23 protein-coding genes are annotated in these 26468 nt (G+C 63.2%); 15 read left to right on the forward strand and 8 right to left on the reverse strand.

From position 1 onward, the window contains the following. On the reverse strand, positions 1-1431 hold the full coding sequence (locus tag MJ601_RS11895; protein ID WP_242126625.1) for a DUF1800 domain-containing protein: 1431 nt from the start codon (positions 1429-1431) through the stop codon (positions 1-3). A 256-nt stretch (positions 1432-1687) separates the two neighbouring features. Here MJ601_RS11895 and MJ601_RS11900 point away from each other — a divergent pair, with 256 nt between their 5' ends. The 8 genes from MJ601_RS11900 (at position 1688) to MJ601_RS11935 (ending at position 10245) form a co-directional block, all read left to right on the forward strand. Further along, positions 1688-2551 (forward strand): TauD/TfdA dioxygenase family protein, encoded by an 864-nt coding sequence (locus MJ601_RS11900; protein WP_242126627.1) that lies wholly within the window; start codon positions 1688-1690, stop codon positions 2549-2551. Positions 2552-2611: 60 nt separating this feature from the next. Continuing rightward, a complete protein-coding gene (locus MJ601_RS11905; protein ID WP_242126629.1) occupies positions 2612-3622 on the forward strand; it encodes an ABC transporter substrate-binding protein in 1011 nt (336 codons plus the stop codon). 87 nt (positions 3623-3709) lie between these two features. Next, a complete protein-coding gene (locus MJ601_RS11910; RefSeq protein ID WP_242126631.1) occupies positions 3710-6235 on the forward strand; it encodes a TonB-dependent receptor plug domain-containing protein in 2526 nt (841 codons plus the stop codon). A gap of 120 nt (positions 6236-6355) precedes the next feature. Further along, positions 6356-7117: a tyrosine-protein phosphatase gene (locus tag MJ601_RS11915; protein WP_281061276.1), complete on the forward strand. Its 762-nt coding sequence runs from the start codon at positions 6356-6358 to the stop codon at positions 7115-7117. Continuing rightward, positions 7114-7887 carry a class I SAM-dependent methyltransferase gene (locus MJ601_RS11920; RefSeq protein WP_242126635.1) on the forward strand — a complete coding sequence of 258 codons (774 nt, stop codon included), beginning with the start codon at positions 7114-7116 and terminating at the stop codon, positions 7885-7887. The genes MJ601_RS11915 and MJ601_RS11920 overlap by 4 nt, the downstream gene beginning before the upstream one ends. A gap of 5 nt (positions 7888-7892) precedes the next feature. Continuing rightward, positions 7893-8615, forward strand: coding sequence for a 2-phosphosulfolactate phosphatase (locus tag MJ601_RS11925; RefSeq protein ID WP_242126637.1), 723 nt, complete (start codon positions 7893-7895; stop codon positions 8613-8615). Then, the gene (locus MJ601_RS11930; protein ID WP_242126639.1) at positions 8612-9214 is read left to right on the forward strand and encodes a nucleotidyltransferase family protein; all 603 of its coding nucleotides are present in this window, start codon (positions 8612-8614) and stop codon (positions 9212-9214) included. The genes MJ601_RS11925 and MJ601_RS11930 overlap by 4 nt, the downstream gene beginning before the upstream one ends. Beyond that, positions 9211-10245 carry a GNAT family N-acetyltransferase gene (locus MJ601_RS11935; protein WP_242126641.1) on the forward strand — a complete coding sequence of 345 codons (1035 nt, stop codon included), beginning with the start codon at positions 9211-9213 and terminating at the stop codon, positions 10243-10245. The genes MJ601_RS11930 and MJ601_RS11935 overlap by 4 nt, the downstream gene beginning before the upstream one ends. 179 nt (positions 10246-10424) lie before the next feature. Here the strand turns inward: MJ601_RS11935 and MJ601_RS11940 are convergent, their stop codons facing one another. The 5 genes from MJ601_RS11940 to hutC all read right to left on the reverse strand — a co-directional run bounded on the left by MJ601_RS11940 (position 10425) and on the right by hutC (position 17490). Beyond that, positions 10425-13991, reverse strand: a complete 3567-nt coding sequence (locus MJ601_RS11940; RefSeq protein ID WP_242126643.1) for a cadherin domain-containing protein — start codon at positions 13989-13991, stop codon at positions 10425-10427. Between the two features lie 448 nt (positions 13992-14439). Next, positions 14440-15837 (reverse strand): FAD-binding oxidoreductase, encoded by a 1398-nt coding sequence (locus MJ601_RS11945; RefSeq protein WP_242126645.1) that lies wholly within the window; start codon positions 15835-15837, stop codon positions 14440-14442. A 33-nt stretch (positions 15838-15870) separates the two neighbouring features. Continuing rightward, positions 15871-16056 (reverse strand): hypothetical protein, encoded by a 186-nt coding sequence (locus MJ601_RS11950; protein ID WP_242126648.1) that lies wholly within the window; start codon positions 16054-16056, stop codon positions 15871-15873. 74 nt (positions 16057-16130) lie between these two features. After that, complete coding sequence (locus MJ601_RS11955) at positions 16131-16643, reverse strand: thioredoxin family protein (RefSeq protein ID WP_242126651.1); 513 nt, start codon at positions 16641-16643, stop codon at positions 16131-16133. 130 nt (positions 16644-16773) lie between these two features. After that, positions 16774-17490: a histidine utilization transcriptional repressor HutC gene (gene hutC, locus MJ601_RS11960; protein WP_242126652.1), complete on the reverse strand. Its 717-nt coding sequence runs from the start codon at positions 17488-17490 to the stop codon at positions 16774-16776. Between the two features lie 261 nt (positions 17491-17751). On the opposite strand from hutC, the gene MJ601_RS11965 reads away from it, so the two are divergent. The 3 genes from MJ601_RS11965 to MJ601_RS11975 are packed head-to-tail and all read left to right on the forward strand — an operon-like array spanning position 17752 to position 20179. After that, positions 17752-17919 (forward strand): hypothetical protein, encoded by a 168-nt coding sequence (locus MJ601_RS11965; RefSeq protein ID WP_242126655.1) that lies wholly within the window; start codon positions 17752-17754, stop codon positions 17917-17919. Further along, positions 17916-19598, forward strand: a complete 1683-nt coding sequence (hutU, locus tag MJ601_RS11970) for a urocanate hydratase (RefSeq protein ID WP_242126657.1) — start codon at positions 17916-17918, stop codon at positions 19596-19598. Before MJ601_RS11965 ends, hutU begins: the two co-directional genes overlap by 4 nt. After that, positions 19595-20179, forward strand: a complete 585-nt coding sequence (locus tag MJ601_RS11975) for a HutD/Ves family protein (protein ID WP_242126659.1) — start codon at positions 19595-19597, stop codon at positions 20177-20179. Before hutU ends, MJ601_RS11975 begins: the two co-directional genes overlap by 4 nt. Before the next feature lie 82 nt (positions 20180-20261). Here MJ601_RS11975 and MJ601_RS11980 read toward each other — a convergent pair whose 3' ends face one another. Further along, a complete protein-coding gene (locus MJ601_RS11980; RefSeq protein ID WP_242126661.1) occupies positions 20262-21575 on the reverse strand; it encodes an NAD(P)/FAD-dependent oxidoreductase in 1314 nt (437 codons plus the stop codon). A gap of 171 nt (positions 21576-21746) precedes the next feature. Between MJ601_RS11980 and MJ601_RS11985 the strand changes: the two genes are divergently transcribed. Genes MJ601_RS11985 through MJ601_RS12000 form a run of 4 tightly spaced genes read left to right on the forward strand, consistent with a single transcriptional unit; the run spans position 21747 to position 24827 of the window. Further along, positions 21747-22646 carry a transporter substrate-binding domain-containing protein gene (locus MJ601_RS11985; protein ID WP_242126663.1) on the forward strand — a complete coding sequence of 300 codons (900 nt, stop codon included), beginning with the start codon at positions 21747-21749 and terminating at the stop codon, positions 22644-22646. After that, positions 22643-23347: an ABC transporter permease gene (locus tag MJ601_RS11990; protein WP_242126665.1), complete on the forward strand. Its 705-nt coding sequence runs from the start codon at positions 22643-22645 to the stop codon at positions 23345-23347. The genes MJ601_RS11985 and MJ601_RS11990 overlap by 4 nt, the downstream gene beginning before the upstream one ends. Then, positions 23332-24066, forward strand: coding sequence for an ABC transporter permease (locus MJ601_RS11995; RefSeq protein ID WP_242126667.1), 735 nt, complete (start codon positions 23332-23334; stop codon positions 24064-24066). Before MJ601_RS11990 ends, MJ601_RS11995 begins: the two co-directional genes overlap by 16 nt. 56 nt (positions 24067-24122) lie before the next feature. After that, on the forward strand, positions 24123-24827 hold the full coding sequence (locus MJ601_RS12000) for an ATP-binding cassette domain-containing protein (protein WP_242126669.1): 705 nt from the start codon (positions 24123-24125) through the stop codon (positions 24825-24827). A 6-nt stretch (positions 24828-24833) separates the two neighbouring features. On the opposite strand, the gene MJ601_RS12005 is transcribed toward MJ601_RS12000, so the two are convergent. Next, positions 24834-26333 carry an HAL/PAL/TAL family ammonia-lyase gene (locus MJ601_RS12005; protein WP_242126671.1) on the reverse strand — a complete coding sequence of 500 codons (1500 nt, stop codon included), beginning with the start codon at positions 26331-26333 and terminating at the stop codon, positions 24834-24836. Positions 26334-26468: the final 135 nt, after the last annotated feature.

Below are 26468 nucleotides of genomic sequence, written 5' to 3' on the forward strand. Positions count from 1 at the left end.
CTACCTCCTGAGGAAATCGGGTGAGACGAGCAGCAGGGCGAGCGCCACCGCCGGGCTTTCGGCGCGGGCGACCTGCTGTGCCGTTGCCGCCGACAGCGATCCGGGGAGGATCCGGGGGCCAAGAGCCCGAGCATCCAGGCTGGACGCACGCTGGGCCGCGAAGCGCTGCGCGATCTCGACCCGGCGCAGCAGCGCGTCGGGCGCAGCCCAGCTGGCGGCGAGATCGTCCCATCCGGCAGGCGATCCCGGCTTCCAGACCGGCTGTCCGAGTTGCTGCTGGATGCCCTGCACCTGGATCGTTCCGGGATCTTCCAGGCCGATCCCGCGCAGCGCCGAAACCGTCCATTCCCACGGCGTCTTGAACTTGAGCGGCTGCGGCGACCAGGTTTCGGGGCTTGCGATCAGGGTCGCATAGAGTGCCCTGAGGTCGCCCCGCGATTGCGCGAAACTGCCTGCAAGCCGATCGATCAGAGCGGGCGGCGGATTGTCACCGGCAAAATGCCGGGCAAGCTTGGTCGCGACGTGGCGCGCGGTCTGCGGCGCATGGGCGAAATCCGTGAGGGCGGCGCGGGCCTGCTCGGCGCCCGGCTGATGGTAGCGCTTGCCCAGAATGGTTCGCGCGCCGGGTTCGTGCGCCTGCGCGCGGAACAGGAAGCCGACGCTGTCATCGCCCTCCCGCGTTCCCCGGAGGCCCAGGCCATCGACGGACCAGCCGGTCAGGGCCTTCGCAAATTCGGTGACGTCGGCCTGGCTGTAGCCCGATCGTACCCCGAGCGTGTGCAATTCCATGATCTCGCGGGCCAGATTCTCGTTGAGGCCGCGGGTCTTGCCATTGCCGGCGGCGCGCTGTCCGGCGGGACTGTCGGGACCGATCGACTGGCTCTGGTTGAGATAGACGAGCATCGCGGGATGTTGTTCGACCGCGAACAGCATGTCCTCGAACCGGCCAAGCACATGCGGGCGGATCGCATCGCGCTCGAAGGCTCCGGCAAAGGCGGTGACCTGGGGATTGTCGGCCGAGACGCAGAAATGATTCGACCAGAAATGGACCATCCGTTCGACAAAGGGCGCTTCCGTCGCCAGCGCGCTGAGCGTGCGGGCCTGAACCGCCTGGCGGTACAAGCCGCGAACCTCCTGCACATAATCCCTGCGCGCGGCCTGCTGCTCAGGCGTACGTGCCGGCGTGGCGCCATCCTTTCCGTCGGTTGGAGGGGGTGCCGCCTGGCGCATGGCGCGCTGTTCGGCCTGGTAGTTCTGCACGAGAAGGCCGGCCTCGGGCAATTGCATGAACGCAGCAGGCGCCGGATCATAACGCTCGAACTGGGCCAGCAGATAGCGCTGCGGGTCCCCCGTCACGGAATCGCCTGGTCGCGCTCCAAGCCCGAAACGGTTGAGCGCGACCGCGGCAGGGGTGACGGAACCGACGACCATTGACGCTTCCTATGGCGCATCCGATTTACAGAAGCTGACCGGAATCCGCCGATCCGTTCATTCCTGCTTCCGAAATGGCAGATAGCCTGCTCTTATTTGCCTCATGCCGTTAAGGCATGAATATTTCTCATCGATGAGCATGGGCAATATTATTTGGATATTCAAAGCGGGATGGTCCGATCATCATAACCGCGAGCGATTTTAATCCATAACCTCTCTCTCGCATGATCCATCATGCTAGATGAGAGGTGATGTTATGTCCAAAGCCGCCGCACAAAGTCTCGGCGATGCCGATCAGGTCATCGGCATTCGTCCCCTGCAGCCCACCATCGGAGCGGAGATCGAGGGCGTCGATCTGAGCAAGCCGATTTCGCCCGAACAACGTGACGCCATCCGCGCCGCCGTGTTGCGATACAAGGTCATATTCTTTCGCGACCAGCCGCTTACCAACGACCAGCACGCCGCCTTCGCCGCCGAATTCGGCCCGCTCTACACGCACCCCAGCACCACGCATGACCCGAAAATATCCCCGATCCACAAGATCGCGGCTGCCGACGCCGCCAAATATGAACAGCGTGTCCATCGCGATGTGAAGGCCGGGGACGGCTATCATAGCGATACGAGCTGGCGCCTGGTGCCGACCTGGGGCGCCGTCCTGCGCGCGGTCACCCTGCCCGATGTCGGGGGAGACACCATCTGGGTCGATGCCAATCTGGCCTATGAGGGCTTGTCCGACGAGGTGAAGGCGCGGCTCGAAGGGCTCCATGTCACCCATGATTTCCGCGATGCGCTGGTCGGCGCCGGCCATGACTATCCGATCGTCGCCCATCCGGTCGTGCGGACCCATCGCGAGACGGGGCAGAAGATCCTCTGGGTCAATCTGACGCAAAAGCCGCAGATATTGGGTGTGGAACTGTCGGAAAGCCGCGCGTTGCTGGATGAAATCCTGCGCCAGTATAAACGGCCCGAATTCCAGGTCCGCTTTTCCTGGCGGCCCCATTCGGTCGCTTTCTGGGACAATCGCGCCGCGGTCCATTACGCCGTCAGGAATTACGGTGATTTCCCGCGGGTACTCGAACGCATCCTGATTGCGGACGAACCGCTCTACACCGACCTGTGATGCCTGCCGTGCCCGGTTCGCAAGAGGGCCGGGCACTGGCCAACCACGTCTGGAAATGGAATGACCTCCCCTCCTGTTTCGCGGCGCAAGTCCCTGCCCTGGCTGCTGGCGGCCTTCGTGGCGGCGTTGATCCTGATCGGCATCGCGATCGCCCTGCGTAGCGGAGCCAAGCCACAGGATGAGCGCGTCCTCAAGGTCGGCGATCAGCGCGGAGGGGCGCGGGCCTTGATGCAGGCCGCCGGCGAGCTCGACAATCTTCCCTACCGGATCGAATGGGGTCAATTTCCGGCTGCCTCCCCGCTGCTCGAAGCGCTGGCGGCAAACGCCATCGACGTCGGCGGTGTCGGCGGCGCGCCCTTCGCCTTCGCCTATGCCGGTGGCGCGAAGATCAAGGCCGTGTTCGCCTACCGCCCGGAAGGCGCCAATATCGGCCGCGCATCGGCCATCATCGTGGCCAAGGGATCGCCCATCCACAGGCTTGCCGACCTCAAGGGCAAGAAGCTGGCGACGGTGCGCGGTTCGGCAGGGCAGGATCTGGCGCTCCGCCTGATCGAGAAAGCGGGACTGGCGGCATCGGATATTCACTGGTCCTACCTCAACAACGCAGAAGCCAAGGCGGCGCTGGAAAGCGGATCGATCGACGCCTGGTCGACATGGGGCAGCTATGTCGGCATCGCCGTCATCGAAAATGGAGATCGGGTGCTGGCCGACGGGAGCGGCCTGCCGACCGGCCTTGGCTTCTTCGCCGCGTCGGATACCGCCATCACGGACAAGCGGGAGATGTTGAGCGACTTCCTGGCGCGGCTGAACCGGGCGCGACGCTGGGCGATCGCGCACCCCGACGGCTTCGCGCAGACGCTGGCGAAGGACACCGGGCTTCCGCTCAAGGTCGCGCGCTTCTCCATCTCGGCCTATCTCGGCTCGGCCCTGCCCATCAACGACGCGTTGATCGCCGAGCAGGCGGAGATTTTCGCGCGCTATCGCCGTGCCAACATCATCCCGGCGCTGCCGGACATTCGCGCGGGTTACGACCCGTCCTTCAATGCGACGACCTTCGCCGGGAGAAGCTGACCTTTCCAGGCTGGCGCGCTCCGGCTGTCCGTCACGCGGCGATCCGGAATCGGGCGCCGCTCCACCACAACATCATAGGGGACCATCATGAAAAACCTGCCTGCCGCGGGCGTAGCCGCATTGCTGGGCGCAGCGCTCATACCCACAGCTTTCGCACAGGACGCGGGCGAGGCGGCGTCGGGCGCCGACGATGGCCGGAGCGGATCGACGATCGTCGTCACCGGCACGCGCAAGGGGGAGGGACGGACGGTCGCCGACAGCCCGGTGCCGATCGACGTCATCAGCCCCCGGGAACTCGGCTCCACGGGACGATCCGGCCTCAAGGAGATATTGGGGAACATCATTCCCTCGCTCACCATGCCCGCGCTCGGCGGCGGCGGCACTTCCGCAAGCGTGCGGCCCATATCCATCCGGGGCCTTTCGGGCGACTATCTGCTGGTGCTGGTCAACGGCAAGCGGCGGCATACGACGGCGCTCATCAACAATCTTTCGCGCATCTCGGGCGGCTCCACCCCGGTGGACATCGACCTTATCCCCACCAATGCCGTCGGCCGCATAGAGGTGCTGCGCGACGGGGCGGCGGCCCAATATGGATCGGACGCGATTTCGGGGGTCATCAACATTCTGCTCGACGACGCGCCGGAAGGCGGCGAGTTCTCGACGACCGCGGGCCAGCTTTATGAAAAGGGTGGCGCCCTGGTCCAGCAGGGCCTCAGCTATGGTACGCGCATCGGCGGCGACGGCTTCATCCGCGTGGCGATCGAAGGGAAATATCACGACCGCGCCGACAGTTCGGCCGAGCCGGTGCCCTACATCTACCCCTTCGTGAACGGCGCGCCCGATCCGCGCGAGGCAACCGCCAACCATCTGATCGCGGGCGGCTATGGCCGATCCAATCGGGACAAGATCATCAACGGATCGGTCAACACTGAACTGCCCGTGGGAGAGGGGTTGACGGTCTATAGTTTCTCGACGCTCAGCTATCGCGATATCGACGACAATCGCGGGGCCGTCTTTCCCGCGACCACCGGCTATGGCGGACAGGCCAATGTTTCGGGCCTCACCGCCTTGCCGCAAATCTACCCGTCCGGCTTTCAGGCGCGGCGGCGAATCAAGGAATGGGACGGACAGGCGGCGGCCGGATTGCGCGGTGCGCTGGGCGCGGGGTGGTCTTTCGATCTTTCCACCACTTATGGCCGGGACGATGTCTGGCTGGGCGCGGTGGGAACGCTCAACCCGTCGATCGGGCCGTCCAGCAAGACCAGCTTCTTCATGGGCAAGCAGATCCAGGATCTGTGGGTCAACAATCTGGAACTGACGCGCAGCTACGATATGGGCTTTGCAAAGCCGCTCGACGTGGCGATCGGCTTCGAGCATCGCTGGGAACGGTTCCAGAACCGCGCGGGCGAGCCGGACAGCTATCGCGACGGGGGTTATGTCATTCCCTCGGACGGCACCGCTTTCGGCAATGCCTATGGCGGCCGGGCGCCGTCACCGGGCCTGGTATCCTTCACCGGCACCTCGCCGGCCGACGCCACATCGCTCAGCCGCAACAATCTGGCGGCCTATGTCGACCTGTCGGCCGACATCGTCAAAGGCTGGTACGTGGGCGTCGCCGGACGGTTCGAACATTATGACGACAGCGCCGGCAACACGGTGTCGGGCAAATTCTCGACCCGGTACGAAATATTGCCCGGCCTGGCCCTGCGCGGTGGCATCAACACGGGCTTCCGCGCGCCCTCGCTCGCGCAGACCGGCTTTTCCACGACGCAGAACACCGTGACCGTCATCGGCAACAACCGGGTCAATACCACGTCCAAATTCCTGCCTGTCAACAGCGTTGCCGCGCTTGCGCTGGGCGCCACCCCGCTCAAGCCGGAAAAATCGCTCAACTACACTGCGGGGCTGGCTTTCGAACGGGGCGGCGTCCGGCTGACGGTCGACGCCTACCAGATCAACGTCGACGACCGGATCGTAAAGACGGAGTTCCTTGGCACCTCATCCAATGGCGGCTCCGCCATTCGCGCCATTCTGCTCGCCAACGGGATCACGGGTGTCGACAGCGCCCAATTCTTCACCAACGCCATCGACACGAGGACAAGGGGTGTCGACGCCGTCGCCGAATATATGCTGCGCACCGCCGCGGCCGGAAGTTTCCGGCTGAACGCGGCCTTCAGCTACAACAAGACCAGGATCACCAAAGTCATCGACAACCCAGCCCAGCTCGCCTCACTCAACGTCACCCTGTTCGGGCGCCAGGCGCAGCGCGACCTTGTCGCCGCGACACCCCGGACCAAGCTGGTGCTGACGAGCGACTGGTCGCTTGAGCGCCTTCACATACTCGCCCGCGCGACCCGCTATGGCAGCTATGTGGAATCGAGCAATGTCGCGACCGGCGACCGGCGCTTCGGCGCAAAGTGGATTGCTGACCTCGACATCGGCTATGACGTGAGCGAACGCGTGACGCTGTCGGTCGGGGCGAACAATCTGTTCGACACCTATCCCGACCGCAACGGCACGATCGCGGCGGACGGTTCAGGCGCCTATGGCAGTTTCGCGCCCTTCGGCCTCAGTGGCGGCTTTTATTATGGCCGCGTGTCGGCGCGCTTCTGAACCATGCCGCCGCCACGGCTCGGACAAAGACCGATATTGAATGGATGGGGGTCGACTTCAGCAAAACTCAACTGTCCCGATATCGTGCCTGCGGTAGAGACGGGCAGAGGAAGGTAAGCGATGTTGAGCGGGGTTCATAATTTCCGGGATGCGGGCGGATACAGGACAGCGGCAGGTACGTTGCGCCGGAACCTGCTGTTCCGCTCCGGGCGCCTGACGGCCGCGACGAGGGAAGACGAAGCTATTCTGGGCAGGATTGACTTCCAGACGATTGTGGACCTGCGGCGCGGCGCGGAACGCCATGCCTTTCCGACCGGCGCGTGGGCGGCGAAATGCGAAGCGATTTCCAGCGACGTCGGTGGCCACGCAGACCCTTGGGTAACATTCCTTCGCTCGGTTGAGCCAAGTGCCGCTGCTGTTCGCGACTATATTCTCGCTTTCTATCGCTCCGTGCCTTTCGAGGAGCGGCATATCGGCCTGTTCTCGCGCTATTTCTCGGCGCTTGCGGAGGGTCGCGGCCCGCTTCTGGTGCATTGCTCCGGCGGCAAGGATCGGACCGGTATCGTGATAGCCTTGACCCATGCTCTATTGGGCGTGCCTCGCGAGGACATGGTGCACGACTATCTGCTCACAAATCGCCATTGGAACTATGAAACCCACGGTGCGGCCGTTGCCGAAGCCATGCGAGAGGAAGCTGGCAGGCCGGTCGATCCCGCCGCCGTTCGCGCCGCGATCGAGGTGGAAGCTGAATATCTGGACGCCGCGTTTGATGTGATCGCCGCGCGCGCCGGATCGGTTGCGCGCTATCTCGATGAGGTCGTTGGCATTACCGGAGACCGCCAACGTGCCATCATTGCCCGATTGGTTGAACATCAGCCATGAGCGACCGCCATCCGGACGGAAGTGCGGGCGATGTCGATTATAGCGGGATCGCCTTCCCCTATCCAAGCTATCGCCAGCCCGATCCCAGAATTGCCGCGCGCATCGTGGGGGCTTTGGAAGATGCGCGCTCTGTTCTCAACGTCGGCGCGGGCGCGGGTTCCTATGAACCGCTGGATCGCGACGTCACCGCCGTGGAGCCTTCTGCCTCCATGCGCAAGCAACGTCCAACCCATTTACCGGTCGCGATAGATGCGGTGGCGGAAATGCTGCCTTTCCCCGATGGCCATTTCGACGCCAGCATGGCGACTTTCACCGTCCATCAATGGTCCGATCTTGCTCAAGGTCTCGCCGAGATGCGACGGGTAACGCGGGGAACAGTGGTGATACTGAGTTGCGATCCCGCCGCACTCGATCGATTCTGGCTCCATGAATATGCGCCGGAGGTGATTGCCATCGAAGGAGCGCGTTATCCCGCCCTGGACCGTATCGCCGCTGCATTGGGCGGCGATGTCGACATAAGGCCGGTACCCATTCCGCTGGACTGCCGGGACGGGTTTAACGAAGCCTATTATGGGCGACCAGAAATGCTGCTGGATGCAGGTGCGCGTTCAGCCTGTTCCGGCTGGAGCTTCGTCGAGCCGGAAGTCGTGGAGAGATTCGTCGCAACGTTGGAGCGTGATCTGGAGAATGGTGTCTGGGATGCGCGCTTCGGTCATTTCCGGACGCAAGCCGAGTTCGACGGTCCGCTCCGCCTGATCGTGGCGAAGTAGCCGCTATGGCATTCGCGCATTGTGAATGGGGATTGATGGGAGTCGAGACGATGCGAGAGCGGGTGGCTGTGCTCGTGATCGTTGATGTGCTGTCTTTCTCAACCGCCGTAGACATTGCGGTAAACCAGGGCGCGGCGATCCTGCCATTCCCGTCGGGTGATCGTGCGGCAGCACAAGCGGCGGCTGAGAAAGCACAAGCTCAACTGGCAGCGCCGCGACAAGCCGGTGGGGGACAGTTCAGCCTCTCGCCCAGGACTCTTGCCGCGCTCCCGCCGGACACCCGGCTCATGCTTCCGTCGCCCAATGGCTCGCGAATATCCCTCGCAGGTGGCAATACCCAGGTGATGGCAGGATGTCTGCGTAATGCGAAGGCCGTGGCGAAACATGCTCGTCTCCTAGCAGGCGATGGCGATGTCGCTGTCGTTCCTGCTGGAGAGAGATGGCCCGATGGCAGTCTTCGTCCCGCAATAGAGGATTGGCTGGGAGCCGGCGCGATATTGGACTCCCTGCATATGCCCATGTCTTCGGAAGCCCGGTTGGCACGGGATGCCTTCCGAACTGCTATCCCTTCCCTCCACGATCTGGTTCAGCAATCCATTTCCGGTCGCGAGCTTATCGATGAAGGCTATTGTGAGGACGTGGCATTGGCGCTCGACCTGGGTTGCAGCAGTGCCGCCCCAGTCCTGCGGGACGGTGCCTACCGCAATGATGTGATCCACCCCGCATGACAAGCAGCCATTATCTGACTTCCATTATCCGGCGCAGCCCGATCCTGCATCTTGTTCTGAACCGCTGGTCTTCCATTGCCTTGCCCAACTGCTGGGTGTCGGGCAGCGCCATCGCTCAGACAGTATGGAATGCCAGCTATGGGTTTCCGGCTGACCATGGCTTGGTCGACATCGATCTTGTCTATTTCGACGATAGCGACCTTTCGGCGAGACGCGAAGAAATGCTGGCACAGCGCGTCCGCTCCCTCGTCCCCGGCTTGCCCGTGTGGATAGATGCCAAGAACGAAGCGCGTGTTCATCTGTGGTATGCGGATAAATTCGGTTATGAAATCCCTCCATATATGTCTGTGGAGCAAGCGATAGCGACCTTTCCCACGACGGCCGGGGCTGTCGCGGTCCGGCCTTCTCCAGCGGGTCTGGAGATATTCGCGCCTTTTGGCTTGGCTGACATGCTGGGTTGCACAGTGCGCCCGAACAAGGCCCAGATCACGCGCAGCATTTACGAAGCGAAAGTCGCGCGTTGGCGGGCTTTCTGGCCGGAGTTGACCATTGTGCCGTGGGATGACGACAATGGCCCGCTTCAAAGTGGGAAGCCATGAAGATCCGCCCCGTCAATGCCGCAGAATATCCCGAACTTGCTTCGTTGTGGCACGAAAGCGCGCGCATGATGGATGGCGGTGTGACCGATCTTCCATCCGTCGAGGCTTTGCTTGAAAGAATCAGGCAGCAAGTGCGGAATGGATGGAATGTCTCCGTCGCGAGCGATGAATCGCATATCCTGGGCTTTGCAGCCATCATTCCCACCCGGGGCATATTGGACCAGCTCTTCACCGCACCCCACAGCCGAGGGCGCGGCATTGGCAGCGCGCTGCTCGCTTCTGTCATGGCAGAGATGCCTGCCGGCTTCACCTTGCGCACCCCTGCACACAACCGGAGGGCACAGCGCTTCTACGAAGCGCGAGGATTGAGATTTCTGGGGGACGACCTCCACCCGGTGAATGGCATGCCGGTCAAATATTATGCCGCGACGCCACGACAACATGTCATGCGAGACAGTCGCCCGCAAATCTACTTGCTGAGGCATGGCGAGACGGAATGGAATGCCAGCGGACGTTTCCAGGGCCTATTGGACTCCGCCTTGACGGCGAGAGGCATTGAGCAGGCCAAGGCCGCAGGGCGGCGACTGGCCAGCCTGATCCCATATGCAGATGCGGTATATGCCAGTCCGTTGGGTCGCGCCCGCGAGACATGCTTGCACGTGACATCGTTCGCCACCTACCCGCAGACGCGCTGGGACACCCGGTTGCAGGAAGTTTCCATCGGTTCATGGAACGGACTGACGGAGATCGACATCGAGGAGGGTTGGCCGGGCCTGCTTGATGGCACATCGGCGTTCGACTGGTTTTTCCGTTCTCCCGATGGCGAATCATATGACGCCGTCGTCAACCGTGTACGAAGCTGGCTTTCCGAAATTGAGGGAAGAGTGGTTGTCATTTCGCATGGCCTGTTGAGCAGGATCATAAGAGGGGAATATCTTGGTCTGCCGAAGAATGAGGCGCTTGCGCTTCCTGTGGCTCAGAATGTGATCTGGCACTTGGCGAGCGGACGGCTGCAGAGCTTGTCCGTTTGACCAGATATTTGCGCCAACCCTTGCCTTGATTGCTCATGTCCCGGCTGCGCCCTGCGGATTTGGCCAAAGATGCCCAGCAGGAAACGGAGCAAAGGATCATACGGATATTCAAAAAACCCTCACAGGGGGGTCGTCTTCTTGCTCCAGAAACGCGAACGCGCCCTTCATGAATTTACGTCCTAAAGAATGAAGTCGCTCGCGCTCAACATATGGACCCCCAGGAGTTCGATCCTGAATTCGGTGGTGAGCGGATTGCTGTCGGTGTTCCCTTCGATGAACGTGTTGATGCCGTCGCTATGGAAATGAAGCTGTCCCGGAGCGGTGAAGTTCGCCTGGTCGATAAAGGTAAAGTGCTGCAAGCCGCGCAATGTGGAATTGGCATCGACGGCTGACAGGTTGATCCTGTCGATGCCGTCCTGGAAATCCGTGATGAGGTCCATCGCCCTTGGCGTGCTGTCGCTGATGGCATTGTAGATGAAGCTGTCGGCGCCCAGTCCGCCGGTCAGAATATCGCCGGAGCCTCCCCCGGTAATCAGGTCGTTGCCGCCCAGTCCGTTGATCGTGTCGACCCCCGCGCCCCCTTTCAACACATCCTCCTCGTTCGTTCCGGTGAGGGTGGAGCCGTACTTGCCGGCGGTGAGGGTGATGCCTTTCACATTCAGGATCGAAACCGAGATATCCTGGTAATCCTGAAGGCCGGACGCATCGGTGGCGTAGACCCGCAGCTGATAGACATTATCGTGATTGGAGTCGGTCGGATTCTCATAGTCCGGCGGCGTAATGAAGGCGAGCGCGCCGGTTGCGGCATCGATGGAGAAAAGAGCTCCATCAGGGGAGCTGCCGATGGAATAGACGACATGATCCCCCGCATCCGGGTCCGTCGCCTTGACGGTGGTGACGCTGCTCAGATTCTCGTTCATCTGGATCTGCGCCGTCGCTCCCCCGCCGTTGGACGTGATGACCGGTGGCTCATTGACATTGGTGACCGTCACCGCGATCGCCTGGCTGTCGGTCGCGGTCCCGTCGGAAGCCGCCACGATCACGTCATAGACATTGTTCGTGCCCACATCGGTCGGCGCTTCATAATTGGGCGCCGCAAGGAAGGTCAGGACGCCGCTATGGCTGTCGATGGCGAATTTGGCCCCATCCGCGCCGCCCGTGATGGAATAGGACAGAACGGCGTTGGCAACGGTATCGACCGCGGTGACCGTCGTGACGGCAGTGCTGTTTTCCGGCACGGCAATCGCGGCGCTGTCGCCGCCGCCATTGGACGTGATGGCCAGGCCATGCGAATAGGTCAGCGTCACATTGTGCAGCCCGTTGGCGCCAAGGTCCAGGGTCATGACGTCGCCGACCTGGCTGACGACGCTGGCGCCGCTGACGACGACACCGTTCATGTCCGTAGAGGCGAGATCGACGACCACATCCCCTTCGCCCTGCACCGAGAAGCTGAGATTATGGCCGTCCCCGGCGAGACTCATCAGCACGGCGCGCATCGGCAGTTCGGTAATGTGTGTCACATCGTCCGGCGCCGCGCCCATGGTGATCGTAAAGATGCCGCCATTCTGGGGCATGAACACCTTGCTGCTGTCATAGGCGTACCAGCCATTGACCTTCTGGATCACCAACGATCCCTGCCGGTCGACGTCGAGCGAAAGATTGCCGAGATTGCTGCCGGTGACGGTGGCGGTGATGATGTTGCCATTGACCGATTGCGTCACATTCGCCGCATTCAGCGCGGTGATCCGCTGCGCCAGGTCGCCCATCGTGGCGAATTCCATGCCGTCATTGGCCGACCGGGCGATCCATTGCGTGTACATGTCCGTCGTATAGGGGCTGGGCTGGCCGGTTCCGCTCGTGTCCCACGCCGCCGCGCCATAATCATGCCAGGGCCACACGATCACGGGCGTGCCCGCATTGGTGATGAGCTTGTTATATTCCGCTGCCCATTCCGCCTCCGCCTGGGCAACCGTCAATTTCTGGAATTCGATCAGCGTGAAATCGAAAACGGTATTGGGCGCGAAATAGACTTTGCTCTGATCGGCTGGCGTCAGATAACCGAACGCATTGGGATAGCCCGCTCCCTGGCCCGCATAGCCGCCGGTCAAATAGCTGGGCGCATATTGCATGATCGCTTCGGCGGTAGCCAATGTTTCCGGCGCGCCGGGCACCGCGATGCCCTGGATCGGGCCGACGCCGACGGTCGCCAGTTTCTGGTTGAGCAACGCCGTACTCTGGCCGAATTCGAACTGAAGCTGGGAAGCCGTCAGCGTATTGGTATCTTCCGGATGGGTATAGCTGTGGTTGCCGATCTCGCTGCCCATCGCGGCGATCGCCTTGTAATAGGGCAGCGAGACGTTCCAGTTCGTCTTTTGGTCGGGCGGATTATTGCCGATGTTGACGAAGAAAGTGCCGACGAAATCATATTGGGCCTTCCATTGGCTCAATATCGGCACCAGCTTGTCGTAGATGCCCGGTTGGCCGTTGCCGGGGCTGACGTCGGCGACTTCCTGGCTCTGGTCCATGTCGACGCGCGCGGCGACGATGCCCCTGTCGCGCGTCAGGTGCAGGCCCACCGACATGCCGGTGCCGTTGACCGCATAATCGATCGCCTTTTGCAGCATATTGGCGTCCGCCATGACGCCGTCGCTGGAAAACAGCACATTGCGCGCCCCGGTCTGGGTCGCGAGCGCCGCCGCATAGCTGGTGCCGTTGATGGTTTCGGTGGCGATCTGCTGTCCGGTGCCGCTGACGCTGGCAAAGGCGTTCCAGCCCACATTGGTATAGCTGTTGATCAGTTGTCCATTGCCATAGCCGGTCAGAACCGTCTGGTTGGGGTCCGTCGCCGTGATCGTGACATTGCCGGTGCCGCCGGTCACGCGCGTCGCATCGAACAGCGTCTTCATCTGGAGATAGGGATCGCCCGTCAGCGGCTGATTATTGGCATCGTCCGTCATGAACTCGCCAGAGGCGATCAGGCTGACGCCGTAAAGCTTGCTCGCGGCCTGCAATGTGTGGGTGATGGACTCCACCTGGGACGCCTGAACATTGCGAAAATCAGGGAAAACCAGCGCCTTGTACTGCGCCAGCTTGCTGAGGTTGGTCAGGTCGGATTCCGTCAATATGTCATAGGCGACGCCGGCCTGCTGCGCCTGTTCCTGCGCCGACATGAAAAGCTGGGAATAGGCCGTCGTGCTGAAATAATTGGCCGCGGTCGTGGCCGAATAGACGATGCCGATGCGCTGTGTCGAAGCGGACGGGGCCGTGCTCGCGTTGAAAACGGCGAATTCCTGTCCCGAAAAATAATTGGTCGGCAGATATGTCTGATTGTTGAAGTCATAGGCGGTGTACATGACTTGGGGATTGCCCACCAGCGAGGCTGGCAGGCGGAATTCCACCACCGTCCTGTCGGCGGACCAGACTTCCTGCAAATTGGCCTGCACCAGGGTTTGCGCCTGCGCGCCCGTATAGAGGCTGAGTTGGCCGTTCGCATCGACGCTGATATTATATTCGGCACCGGTGGGTGCTCCGAAGACCTGGAAGCCGGTGGACGCCTTTCCATCCGTATTGAGCCAGATGGTCGTGCCGGCGCCCATCGCCACTGGAGAGCTCAGGGCAAAGACGAAATCCCCATTATTGACCGTGGAATAGACCTGGTATCCGGCAACACTGCCGTCATCTATCCTGTCAGAGCTGAGCCAGTCGTTGAGAGAACCGTCCAGTGTGATCGCGTGTCCAATGTACATGGCACTTCCCCAAACTTATGAACATGAAAATGCACATCATAAGCTTGCGACCGGCCTGCCATTGGAACGGCAGATATGATTTTTTATTTATAACCAAACGACCGGGATCGATTTGATATGGAATGAGCCATGTTTCCACTAATGCCGCGAAGGAAATTTCACACTGAACATTACAGCATGATATTTGCCTTGGTGGACATCACGGACAATCCAAAAGACCGGTTTCATGCCTGCAGGGATGCCGTCCCGGCCCTCTGCAGAACGACTCCGGCTCTTTCAGTTTATCCGGACTCAGCTTTATAGTGATCACATGAATCCGGAAAAATTGGTAGGCTTTGAATCAAGGGTTATCATTAAAAATAATTAACAATTGGCAAGCGAACATAATCAAATGTTCTATACCGAAGTATATATACAGAACTTTCGGAACAAAAGTCCCAATATCGGCTCAGAGAAATATCTTGCCAGGGTTCATGAGAGCCAGCGGATCGAGCGCCTGCTTGAGAAGGCGCATGGTCTCCACCGCATCCGCACCATGTTCGGCTATCAGATGCTTGCGCTTGACCATGCCGATACCATGTTCCCCGGTACAACTGCCACCAACCGCGATCGCCCGATCGATCATCGCGGCATAGACTGTTTCGGCCCGATCCCGCTCGGACGGATCGGCCGGGTCGATCGCGAAGAGGACGTGGAAATTACCATCGCCCACATGGCCGACGATGGGCGCCACAAGGCCGTTACGGTCGATGTCGGCGCGCACCGCCAGCACCGCATCGGCCAGGTGAGAGACGGGAACGCAGACGTCGGAGGTCCAGACCTCCGCCCCCGGCCGCAACGCGACCGACGCGAAATAGGCATTGTGCCGCGCCTTCCACAGGCGATTGCGATCTTCCGTCGCCACTGCCCATTCAAAGCCCGACCCGCCATGCTCGCTGGCGATCGCCTGGGCCGTTTCCGCCTGTTCCTGCGTCGCCAGTTTGCTCCCGTGAAACTCAAAGAAGAGGTGGGGCTTTTCCGGCATCGCCAGACCCGAATAAAGGTTGCACGCCCTCACCTGCGCGTCGTCCAGCAATTCCACCCGTGCTACCGGGACGCCGATCTGGACCAGTTGGATGACGCTTTCCACCGCCCCTGCCAGCGTGTCGAAGGCGCAGGTCGCCGCCACCATGGTCTCGGCCATGCCATAAAGCCGGAGCCGGACCTCGGTAATGATTCCCAGCGTTCCCTCCGACCCTACATAAAGGCGGGTGAGATCATAACCCGCGGCGGATTTGCGCGCCCGGCCGCCAGTGCGGATCATCCTCCCGTCAGGCTGGATTACGGTCAGGCCCAGCACATTATGCGCCATCGTGCCATAACGCACGGCATTGGTGCCCGACGCCCGGGTGGAGGCCATGCCGCCAAGGCTGGCATTCGCCCCGGGATCAATCGGGAAGAAGAGCCCGGAGGCGCGCAGATGCTGGTTGAGCTGCTCGCGCGTCACGCCCGCTTCGACCACGCAGTCCAGATCCGCCTCGTTGACCGCCACGATGCGATCCATCCGGGACAGGTTGATGCCGAGACCGCCCAGCGGCGCGGTGATGTGACCTTCCAGCGAGGTGCCCGCCCCGCTCGGTACCATCGGGATGCGATGGGCGTGACATATGGCGGCAATCCTGCCCACCTCCTCCGTCGAAACGGGAAAGGCCGCCGCGTCGGGGGATAGCAGATGCGGATAGGATTCGCCGCGCCCATATTGGTCGCGCACCGCGCGGGCCGTCGTGAAGCGATCGCCCAGCAGGATTTCCAACGCGCGCGTCGCCGTTGGCGCGAACCCTGTTCCATCGACCCCGATCGACGCCATCAGCAGCGCCCCCAGCCTCGCAAGCCGCCGGTATCAGCGCAGCCCGAGCGCCTGCTCGACCACGTCCACATGCGCCGGAACGGGGCGTGCGCGGAAGAAGTCCTGAAAATCAATATAGCCAAGGTCGCGGATCTTTTCCGCCACGGCATAGCGGACATCGTCATTCAGCGCCGCCTTCATTCCACGCTTCAAGGCATTCAGTCGTTCGTCGATGGTCATGGCCTGGCCTCCATGGAGAATCGCCCGACAAGGCTATCATCGCGACCAGACAGGGCAATAGGCGATCCGCCTGGTCAGACCCATTGCGCCAGCCAGTCCGCCAGCGCCTGCGGCGTCATGTGGCGTGCATCGGCCAAAGCGAACAGATGACCGTCATTCAGCAGGCGGTCGCTGTTCGGATCGACCACCAGAACGGCCGGAACGCCTTTCAGCCTCTCTATCCCATATCGCCGCGGAATCTGCTGGTTCTTGTCGAAGCGGCCGATATCCACGGTGACGACCACATAATGGCGCCGCAGAAAGGCCTCCACCTCCGGCAAGGCGAAGATGCCGGCGAGTACGCGGCAATCGGGACACCAGTTGCCGCCCAGATCGATCAACAGCTTCTTGCCCGCAGCCTTTGCCCGCGCCCTGGCCGCCGCGATTTGACGATCCGCATCCGCATTCGCATCATAGGGCAGGGGTAAAGGCTGACGAAGCTGATCGAGGGTGGCGACCGAGACGCGCGGCGCGCGGGCGCCAGACAAGGGAGAGGCGGCCAACAGCGCCATGGTCAGGCCCGCGCCCAGAACAGCAGCAATTCTCATCCGAAACTCCCGATATTTTCCAGAGCTTAAAGGAAAGGGCGGGACGGCGGTTATGAGTTCCCCTGCATGATCGCAGCGCCGCACTCATAAGCCATTCTGCTGCGTCGCCGCCCGGACATGCACAGGGATCTCAACCTCTCCCGGTCGAACCGAAGCGCGCTATCAACTCGTAGCTACCTGCGATGTATAACTGCCGCACGAAGGTAATGCATTCGGCCGCGCGCCAAGTGCGTCGTTCGACGCTCAGGCAGGGAGTGCCGATCGAGACTTTCAGTGCCCGCGCGGTTACGGCATTGGCGCCGGTGGCGCCGATGCAATTTTCTGCTTCCGTCCAGGGAATGTGGCGCAGCAGCCACGAACCAGGAGGCTCGTTGGCAAAGTCCTGCGATTCGATTTCCGGCACGGCTGCAAGGCTGACAAGTCGTTCTTCATAGGCGACGGGAACATCGTCGGCGAAATGAACACCGTGGGTGACGAGAACGCGGCCTTCGCACCCGATCTTCTTGCCGATCTCCCGCCACCGACGGGTGTCGGAAATGCGGCGGTCCAGGAGCCGGAAGCCGTAGATCTGTCCACGCCGTGCCAGTTCGGTCGGCAAGTCGGGCACGTCGAGCATCATGGCCACCGTGCGCGGGCGCGCGACGTAGGAGCCGGCACGCTTGCGCCGGTCTAGCAGGCCAGCGGCGTTCAAAGCCGACAAGGCCTTGTTCACGGTCATCCGCGCGCAGCCGTACCGGCTCATCAATTCCTTTTCCGACGGTATCTTGTCGCCGGGCTTGAGCTCTCCGGAAAGAATGCGTGACTCGATATCGGTTCGAATACGCTCATGCAGCGGCAAAGAGGTCATCAGAACAACCCTGGTATAATGCGGTGATAACGCGCCAGAATGTCTTCGCGCGTATGATGGCGTCCCTGCTAACGCCCCTTCCCGCGCGCCGCCAGACACAATCGATCCCACTGGACCTCGCCGCGGATATCCAGACGTCGGCCGGCAAGGCGGCCCGGAAATGCAGCGCGGCCATGGCGGGAGGCATGGCGTTCCCCCAGGCAGCGACAGAACAGCAATAAATGTCTATACATAATTGCCCATCGATGCAATGATGTGGTCATGAACCCGGCGCCGGCCTTGCACCTTGATACGATGTGGACCGACGCCCGCCTGTTGACGGCAGAGGGAAGCGACAGTGCATTCAACCCGGTCTTGGCCTCGCCCCTGCAAGTCGTCCTGCGCGACATTTTCTCTACACGCCTCGACTTTGCGGAAGGACAGCCATGATCACGATCGACAATCCCCGTATCGACAACAGCCGGGTTACGAAGCCCTTGATCGGCACTGAACTGAGCGCGAAGAGCTGGCTGACCGAGGCGCCGCTCCGGATGCTGATGAACAATCTGCACCCCGACGTCGCCGAGCGCCCCGAGGAGCTGGTAGTATATGGCGGCATCGGTCGCGCCGCGCGCGACTGGAAGAGCTACGACAGGATCGTCGAGGTGCTGGAACGGCTGGAGGCGGACCAGACGCTACTGGTCCAGTCGGGCAAGCCCGTGGGCGTGTTTCGCACCCACGCAGACGCTCCGCGCGTATTGATCGCAAACTCCAACCTTGTACCCAGGTGGGCGACCTGGGAACATTTCAACGAACTCGATCGGAAGGGTCTGGCCATGTACGGCCAGATGACGGCCGGTTCATGGATCTACATCGGCAGCCAGGGCATCGTTCAGGGCACCTATGAAACCTTCGTCGAGATGGGCCGCCAGCATTATGGCGGCGACCTTTCGGGCAGGTGGCTGCTGACCGCCGGACTTGGCGGCATGGGCGGCGCGCAGCCGCTGGCCAGCGTGATGGCGGGCGCCGCCTGCCTGGCCATCGAATGCCAGCGCAGCCGCATCGAGATGCGCCTGCGTACCGGCTATCTGGATCATGCCGCCGAAACGCTCGACGAGGCGATGGCCATGATCGAAGAGGCCTGCGCCGCGAAAAAGGTCATTTCCGTCGGCCTGCTCGGCAATGCCGCCGAAATCCTGCCGGAAATGGTCCGGCGTGGCATCAGGCCGGACCTGCTGACCGACCAGACGAGCGCGCACGATCCGGTCAACGGCTATCTCCCCATCGGCTGGAGCGTCGCCGAATGGATGGACCGGCGCGAGCGGGAGCCCGATGCCGTCAGCAGGGCCGCCAAGGCCAGCATGGCCGTGCATGTGCAGGCCATGCTCGATTTCCAGAAAATGGGCGTGCCGACCACCGACTATGGCAACAATATCCGCCAGATGGCCTTCGATGAAGACGTGAGCGATGCCTTCGCGTTCCCCGGCTTCGTGCCCGCCTATATCCGCCCGCTATTCTGCCGGGGCATCGGGCCGTTCCGCTGGGCCGCGCTGTCGGGCGATCCGGAGGACATCTACCGGACCGACGCGAAGGTCAAGGAACTGATTCCGGACGATCCGCACCTGCACCGCTGGCTCGACATGGCGCGCGAGCGCATCCATTTCCAGGGCCTGCCCGCGCGCATCTGCTGGGTGGGCCTGGGCGACCGCCACCGGCTGGGCCTCGCCTTCAACGCGATGGTCGCTTCGGGAGAGCTCAAGGCTCCGGTCGTGATCGGCCGCGACCATCTCGATTCCGGCTCGGTCGCCAGCCCCAACCGCGAGACCGAGGCGATGAAGGACGGATCGGACGCCGTGTCCGACTGGCCGCTGCTCAATGCCCTGCTCAATACGGCCAGCGGCGCGACCTGGGTATCGCTGCATCATGGTGGCGGCGTCGGCATGGGCTATTCGCAGCATTCGGGCATGGTCATCGTCGCCGACGGCACGCCCGACGCGGCGGCGCGGCTGGAACGCGTGCTGTGGAACGATCCCGCCACGGGCGTCATGCGCCATGCCGATGCGGGCTATGAGATCGCCCTCGATTGCGCTCGCGAAAAGGGCCTGGACCTGCCCGGCATCCTCGGATGAGCGCGATCGCCGTGCTGAGGGCGGCCGACCGCCGTCCCCAGCGCTGGAAGAATGGAGGCGGCGTCACCAGCGAAGTCGTCGCCTTCCCGCCCGGTGCCGGCATGGAAGACTTCGACTGGCGAATCAGTATCGCCGAAGTCGCCGAAGCGGGACCATTCTCGCGCTTCGACGGGGTGGACCGGGTGCTGACCGTGATCGAGGGCGAACTGGCCCTGGCCTTCGAGGCACAGGCCGCCCCGGTCATTCTGGACGACCGCAGCCGACCTTTCGCCTTCGCGGCGGACGCGCCCGTTTCCGGTGCACCGCTGGACGGGCCGGTGCGAGACCTTAACGTCATGGTCCGGCGCGGCAAGGCGCGCGCGACGGTCGAACGGGTCCTTGCCAGGCCGGGAACTTCGCTGGAACCGGACCATGCGGGGGTCGTCGTCCTGATCGCGCTGGACGGCCTGACGATTGTGACATCGGGCGAAGACCGCGTTCTTGCGCCCCTGGACGCGGTGATGACCGACGGCGGCCTGTGCTGCACTGTGACAGCGGGCACCGATATCGCCCGGCTGGTCCTTGTCGCTCTATTCTTTTGATTTGCCGCGATTTCTGAACCGTCAGATGATGCCATCTGACTGGAAATCGCTCTAGATCGCCCGGCCTGACGCCGGGATTCCGTCACACCCCGAACAGCGGGCGCGGATTGGAGCCGTCGGTATAGCGGCCGATGCGAAACGGGGCGGGATCGACCAGCGGCCGTGCCCCGCACAACAGATCGGCCACGAGCCAGCCCGCGCCTGGCCCGATGCCGAAACCATGCCCGGAAAAGCCCGTGGCGACGATCAGGCCGGAGAGACCCGGCACCGGCGAAATGACCGGCACGGTATCCGGCATGGCATCGATCATGCCCGCCCAGACCTGCTCCAGCCGCGCCTTGGCCAGCGCAGGAAAGCGGCGGCGCAATTCCGCCAGGCTGGCCCGGACGAAGCGGAGATCGGGCTTGGGGTCGAGCACCCGGCACGCCTCATAGGGCGAAGGCCGGTCGAGCGGGACCGGGCCACGAGTCCAGCCGGTCAGCAGGCGCGGGTCGGGCCGCAGGCGCAGATGGCGCCATTCCATTGCCAGCAAAGGCCAATATTCCCGGAAGAAACGAAAGGAATCCGGCGTGACCGGCGCGACATTGGCCAGACCGTTGGCCAGCGTGTAACCCCCGTCCGCGCGCTTGCGCAGACCGATGACATTGTCCCAGAAGCAGCATTCTGGCCCGCCAGCCAACGCCTGCGTCCGTGCAACGGTCGCCCGGACCTGAAGCTGCGGAATGTCGATGCCCAGATCGCGCAGCAGCAACCGGGTCCATGCGCCACCAGCGACGACCACATTGTTACAGGCGATGGCCCCCCGTTCCGTCACCACCGTCAGGACGCGGCCGCCGCCCGTCTCGATCCCGCGTGCCGCGCAGCCCGTGAAGATCCGCGCCCCCCGTTTGCGCGCCGCCATGGCCATCAGCGGCACCGCGCGCTGCGGTTCCGCCCTGCCGTCGCTGGCGCAGTGGAGTGCCGCAGGCGGCGGCGCGGTGTCGCCCGGAAGCAGGGCGCGGATCGTGGCCGCGCCCGCCATTTCCGCATGGATGCCCGCCTGCGCCGCTTCCTTTACCCACCAGCGATAGCGCTCGGCCGTGCTGTCGTCCCGAGCCGCGAAGAAAGTGCCGCAAGTGGCAAAGCCCGTATCGCCACCCACGCGGGCATTCATGCCGCGCCATAAGTGCAGGCTCTCGCGGATCAGATCGAATTCGCGCGGGTCGCGCCGCCCCTGTCGGCACCAGCCCCAGTTGCGACTGGATTGCTCACCTGCGATGCACCCCTTTTCGACCAGCACCACGTCGTGGCCGCGTTCGGCCAGGAACAGCGCCGCCGTAACGCCAATCACGCCGCCGCCGACGATCACCGTCTCGCAGCCGCGTGGCAGCACTTCGTCGGAAGGAACGGGCAGCACCTCTGGCCCCATCGGACGCGGACTCCATGACTGAATGGCATTTATGTCTATACATATTTACAGGCCGGTGTCACTATGGCACCTTCCTGGTCGTAACGGTGGGAAAGCAGGCATGCGAAGCAGCGGCACAGTCATTCGAATGCCTTTTCCCGGCATGGACAAGCGCCTCTGATGCGCTGGCGCACGGTCGGTCTGGCACTGCCGCCGCTTGCCGTTGCGCTGGCGGCAGCATGGGTCATGCTCCGCCCCGCGCCACGTTCAGCCGCGACCCTGCTGGACAGCCGGCCGGTCATCACCATCGGCACCGAAGGCGCCTATCCGCCCTGGAACTTCACGCGGGCCGACGGCACGCTTGACGGTTTCGAGCCAGAGTTGATACGCAACCTTTGCGGCCGTGCCGGCCTGCGCTGCCAGATGGTGGCGATGGACTGGGACGGCATGATCGGCGCTCTCCACGCCCGCAAGATCGACCTGATCGCTGATTCGGTGCAGATCACCCCGAGCCGCCGTGAAGTGGTGGCATTTACCCGTCCCTACGCGCAGACCACCGGCATCTTCGTCGGCGCCAGGGATGGCGTGCTGGCGAACATGCCCGATCGCGGCCTTGTGCTGAACTTCGACAAGTCCTCACCCGCCGTCAATGCAGCGATCGCACGCCTGCGCGACGCTTTGCGCGGGAAGGTCATCGGTGTCGAGATTTCGGGGGCCTACGACCTCTTCATCAACCGCTATCTCAAGAATGTGGTGACCATCAAATATTACCACACCATGGGCGAGCGCGATCTCGATCTGCTCAATGGCCGACTGGACGTAGCGCTGGAGGACGCGGCCTATATGGGTCCGCTGCTGGCAACCCATGAGGGCGCCGCGCTGCGGATGGTCGGGCCCGAAGTGATCGGCGGCGACATGGGCAAGGGAGAGGCGCTGGCGCTACGCCCGGACGATCATGCCCTGAAGGCACGGTTCGACGCGGCGATTGGCGCGGCGCTGGCCGATGGGACCATCCACCGCCTCGACCTCAAATGGTTCGACATGGATGCCCGGCCACCTGCGGGAGATGCCCAGCCATGAATCTGGCGCTGTTGGGACTGGGACCGGACGGTTGGGGCAAGGCCCTGTTCGATGGCGGCGTGCTGACCATCGCCATCGCCGCCACTTCGATGGCTATCGGCACGATCTGGGGCGCGCTGCTGGCCTGGGCCCGCGCGCGCGGGCCGATGCCGATCGGTCGGCTTGTGGCGATCTACGGGGTGGTCCTGCGCGGCGTGCCGGAACTTCTGGTGATTCTGCTGCTCTATTTCAGCGCACCCGCGCTGCTCGCCGCATTCTGCGCCGCGCTGAACCTGCCGGATCCCGGTTCGCCACCGCCGTTCCTGACCGGCAGCCTGGCCGTCGGGCTGGTTTCAGGCGCCTATCAGGCCGAAATATTCCGCGGCGGCCTGAATGCCATCGCGCCCGGCCAGTGGGAGGCGGCACAGGCGGCGGGTCTGGGGCCCTGGCTGGGTTTCCGGCGCATATTGTTGCCCCAGATCCTGCGCAACATCCTGCCGGCGATGGGCAATGTGTGGCAGTTCAATCTCAAGGATTCGGCGCTGATTTCAGTGACCGGCATGGCCGAACTGATGCGCACCAGCCTGGTCGCCGCCGGATCGACGCGCCAGCCCCTGCTGTTTTTCAGTGCCGCGATCATCCTATACCTGGTTCTGACGTCCTTGAGTGGGCTTGTGTTCAGTTGGCTGGAACGGCGCGGCCATCGATGGAGCAGACGCTGATCATGGGCGATCACATCTCCTTCCTGCTCGAAACCGCCAGCCAGATCGCCTGGGCCGTGCCGGTGACGCTGGGCATCTTCGCCGCCTCCGCGCTGGGAGCGACGGTGCTCGCGGCCGTGCTCGTCGCTTTCTCGGTCTCGCCGTGGCTGCCGCTGCGCCTGTTCCAGCGCGGCTGGACCTTTCTGTTCCGGGGCACGCCGCTGCTGCTGCAGATCGCGATGGTCTACTATGGCTTCGCAACGATTCCGTGGGTCCGGCACAGTCTGTTGTGGATCGGCTTTCGCGATCCGCTGTTCTGCGCTTGCTTCGCGATGATCTGCTGCTGTTCCGCCTATATCGGAGAAGTTCTGCGCGGTGCGCTAGCCGCGATCCCGCCCGGACAGATCGAAGCGGCGCGGGCCTGCGGGATGAACAATCGCACCATGGTGCGGCGGATCGTCATTCCCGCGCTCGCCCGTATCGCGCTGCCATCCTACGGCAATGAACTGATCATGATGGTCAAGTCGACCTCGCTGGCGAGCACCATCACCGTGCTGGACATCACCGGCGTGGCCCAGCAGGTGATCGCACACAGTTACCGCACGCTGGACGTATTCTGTGTCGCGGCCGCCTTCTACCTCGCGCTCAACGCCGTAGTGGCCTTCCTCCTTGGCCGGGTCGAGGCCTGGCTGCAGGTCGACCGACGTGACGAGGCGATCCCCCAACTGGAGACCATGTAATGCCAGACCTTGTGCTCAGGGCTTCCCATGTTGCCAAAAGCTTCGGGGCTCGACCTGTGCTGAGGGACGTCTCGCTGGAAGCCCGAGAGGGCGATGTCATCTGCATCCTGGGCGGCAGCGGTTCGGGAAAGAGCACGTTCCTGCGATGCCTCAACCTGCTCGAACTGCCCGACGAGGGCGAGATCGAGATCGCGGGGCAACGCGCGCCGCTGGGACGCGACAAGCGCGGCCGGGCAACGATCACCGATCGCAAGGCGCTGTGCGCGCTGCGGTCGCGAAGTGCGATGGTGTTCCAGAACTTCAACCTCTGGTCGCATATGACGGCGCTCGAAAACGTCATGGAAGCGCCGGTCCAGGTGCACGGCGTGCCCCGCGCCGAGGCGCACGATCGCGCCCGCGCGCTGCTGGCCCGCGTCGGCATGGCCGGACATGAGAGACATTATCCCATGCAGATGTCCGGCGGACAGCAGCAGCGCGTGGCCATCGCCCGCGCGCTCGCCACCGACCCCCGGCTGATCCTGTTCGACGAGCCGACTTCCGCGCTCGATCCCGAACGGGTGCGCGAGGTGCTGGACCTGATGCGATCACTGGCGGACGAGGGATGCACGATGATTATCGTCACGCACGAAATGGCCTTCGCACGCGACGTTTCCACCCGGATCGTGCATCTGCGCGATGGCCTGGTGGAATCGAGCGGATCGCCAGTCAGGATGTTCGGCCCGGATGCCAGTGAAGCATTCCGTGCCTTTCTGGCGCATTGACGTGCCTCAGGCGGCAGGTTGCGCCGGCAGGCCCCGCCGCACCAGTTCGGCGCCGGCATCCATGATAGCGGCCAGTGGACGGTCATCGGCATAGCGGCCGATTTTCTCTCTGACGGCAGCATGAATCAGCGCCGTGCCGGGCGCACGCCGTGCGGGCGCCACGCCGAGGTCGTGCGCCTCGGTTGCGGCTATCAGTTCGATGCCCATGATCCTTTCGACGTTGCTGATCACCGTCAGCAGTTTCAGCGCCGCCGCCGTCGGATGCGCGAGATAGTCCTCCTGCAGCGCTGAGGTGACGCCGCCGTCAAGGCTGGCGGGCGTGCAAAGCCGCCGGTTTTCCGCCACCAGCGCAGCGCCGCTATACTGGGCGATCATATAGCCCGTCGTCACCCCCGGATCGCTCGACAGAAACGGCGGCAGGCCACTTACGAGGGGATTCACCAGCCGGTCCAGGCGGCGCTCGGCCACCATACCCAGATGAGCCACCGCGATCGCGGTGGCGTCGAGCGCCATGGCAAGCCCTGCCGCCACCGCATGCGCCTGCGAGGAGACGACAGGCGCTTGCGGCGTACCCGAAACCGCCGGATTGTCGGTGACCGAGCGTAATTCGCGATCGACGACTTCGCCCGTCTGGTCGAGCATGTCGCGAACCGCGCCATGCACTTGCGGCGTGGCGCGAAGGCTAAGCGCGTCCTGCAGCCGTCCGCCCTTGGCCAGGTGGCGGCTGTCCGCGAGCCATCGGCGAATCGCCGCCCCCGATACGGCGATGCCCGGCGAATTGCGCAGTGCCAGCACCTCCGCATCGAAGGCCGCGCGCTGCACGCCCAGCGCCTCCATGGAAAGGCTTGCCACCGTATCGGCGGCAGTGACCAGACGGCTGGCCTGGGCCAGCGCCAGACAGGCCATTCCGGTCGCGCAAGGGGCGCCGTTGAGCAGGCTCAGTCCTTCCTTGGTTTCGAGCTCCAGTGGCGCAAGCCCCACGGCCGCGAGCGCCTCCGCCCCACATATTTGGCGCCCGCCAACCCGCGCCTCGCCATCGCCGATGACGACAAGACCGATATGCGCCATATGCGTGAGATAGCCGACCGAGCCCCCCGCCGGTACGATCGGCACGCAATTATGCGTGATCAGCCCGACGAGGGCTTGCACCAGTTCCAGCCGGACGCCCGAACGGCCATGCGCGAGATTGTTGACCTGCGCCGCGATAATCGCCCGCACCGCCTCGTCCGGCAAGGCATGTCCAACGCCGCAAGCATGGCTCATCACCAGATTGCGTGAAAGCGCACGCTGCTGCTCAGGGTCCACGGCCTGGCTGACCAGAGCGCCCACACCCGTGTTCACGCCATAGGCTGGAATGCCAGCAGCGACGATGGACTCCACGACGGCCCGCCCTGCGGCGATCCTGTGGGCAGCCGCGCCGTCCAAAACGATGCGACCGCCCTCCGCGACGCGCGCCACCGCGCGCCAATCCAATGCCGGGCCTATGGAAATACAAGTGTCAGTCATGATCGTATCGCGCGATCTTTCCGGGCAAGCGCCCTTTTCGTGGTTTCCAGGCCGCGATGCAAATCGGCGGCATCTTTAGAACGTCCTGGCGGCGAGCGCCGCATCATTTTCCTGAAACAATCTCTTGCACTGCAA

Source organism: Sphingobium trunci, from assembly GCF_022664535.1.
Taxonomy (GTDB): domain Bacteria; phylum Pseudomonadota; class Alphaproteobacteria; order Sphingomonadales; family Sphingomonadaceae; genus Sphingobium.

What these genes read in the sequence shown, in the direction of transcription:
- MJ601_RS11975 (WP_242126659.1), top strand. Translation starts at nt 19,595, where the DNA reads ATGAGCGCGATCGCCGTGCTGAGGGCGGCCGACCGCCGTCCCCAGCGC.
- MJ601_RS11905 (WP_242126629.1), top strand. Translation starts at nt 2,612, where the DNA reads ATGACCTCCCCTCCTGTTTCGCGGCGCAAGTCCCTGCCCTGGCTGCTG.
- MJ601_RS11900 (WP_242126627.1), top strand. Translation starts at nt 1,688, where the DNA reads ATGTCCAAAGCCGCCGCACAAAGTCTCGGCGATGCCGATCAGGTCATC.
- MJ601_RS11895 (WP_242126625.1), bottom strand. Translation starts at nt 1,431, where the DNA reads ATGGTCGTCGGTTCCGTCACCCCTGCCGCGGTCGCGCTCAACCGTTTC.
- hutU (WP_242126657.1), top strand. Translation starts at nt 17,916, where the DNA reads ATGATCACGATCGACAATCCCCGTATCGACAACAGCCGGGTTACGAAG.
- MJ601_RS12005 (WP_242126671.1), bottom strand. Translation starts at nt 26,333, where the DNA reads ATGACTGACACTTGTATTTCCATAGGCCCGGCATTGGATTGGCGCGCG.
- MJ601_RS11930 (WP_242126639.1), top strand. Translation starts at nt 8,612, where the DNA reads ATGACAAGCAGCCATTATCTGACTTCCATTATCCGGCGCAGCCCGATC.
- MJ601_RS11995 (WP_242126667.1), top strand. Translation starts at nt 23,332, where the DNA reads ATGGAGCAGACGCTGATCATGGGCGATCACATCTCCTTCCTGCTCGAA.
- MJ601_RS11950 (WP_242126648.1), bottom strand. Translation starts at nt 16,056, where the DNA reads ATGACCATCGACGAACGACTGAATGCCTTGAAGCGTGGAATGAAGGCG.
- MJ601_RS11925 (WP_242126637.1), top strand. Translation starts at nt 7,893, where the DNA reads ATGGCATTCGCGCATTGTGAATGGGGATTGATGGGAGTCGAGACGATG.
- hutC (WP_242126652.1), bottom strand. Translation starts at nt 17,490, where the DNA reads ATGACCTCTTTGCCGCTGCATGAGCGTATTCGAACCGATATCGAGTCA.
- MJ601_RS11920 (WP_242126635.1), top strand. Translation starts at nt 7,114, where the DNA reads ATGAGCGACCGCCATCCGGACGGAAGTGCGGGCGATGTCGATTATAGC.
- MJ601_RS11935 (WP_242126641.1), top strand. Translation starts at nt 9,211, where the DNA reads ATGAAGATCCGCCCCGTCAATGCCGCAGAATATCCCGAACTTGCTTCG.
- MJ601_RS11985 (WP_242126663.1), top strand. Translation starts at nt 21,747, where the DNA reads ATGCGCTGGCGCACGGTCGGTCTGGCACTGCCGCCGCTTGCCGTTGCG.
- MJ601_RS11955 (WP_242126651.1), bottom strand. Translation starts at nt 16,643, where the DNA reads ATGAGAATTGCTGCTGTTCTGGGCGCGGGCCTGACCATGGCGCTGTTG.
- MJ601_RS11990 (WP_242126665.1), top strand. Translation starts at nt 22,643, where the DNA reads ATGAATCTGGCGCTGTTGGGACTGGGACCGGACGGTTGGGGCAAGGCC.
- MJ601_RS11915 (WP_281061276.1), top strand. Translation starts at nt 6,356, where the DNA reads ATGTTGAGCGGGGTTCATAATTTCCGGGATGCGGGCGGATACAGGACA.
- MJ601_RS11940 (WP_242126643.1), bottom strand. Translation starts at nt 13,991, where the DNA reads ATGTACATTGGACACGCGATCACACTGGACGGTTCTCTCAACGACTGG.
- MJ601_RS11965 (WP_242126655.1), top strand. Translation starts at nt 17,752, where the DNA reads ATGAACCCGGCGCCGGCCTTGCACCTTGATACGATGTGGACCGACGCC.
- MJ601_RS11945 (WP_242126645.1), bottom strand. Translation starts at nt 15,837, where the DNA reads ATGGCGTCGATCGGGGTCGATGGAACAGGGTTCGCGCCAACGGCGACG.
- MJ601_RS11910 (WP_242126631.1), top strand. Translation starts at nt 3,710, where the DNA reads ATGAAAAACCTGCCTGCCGCGGGCGTAGCCGCATTGCTGGGCGCAGCG.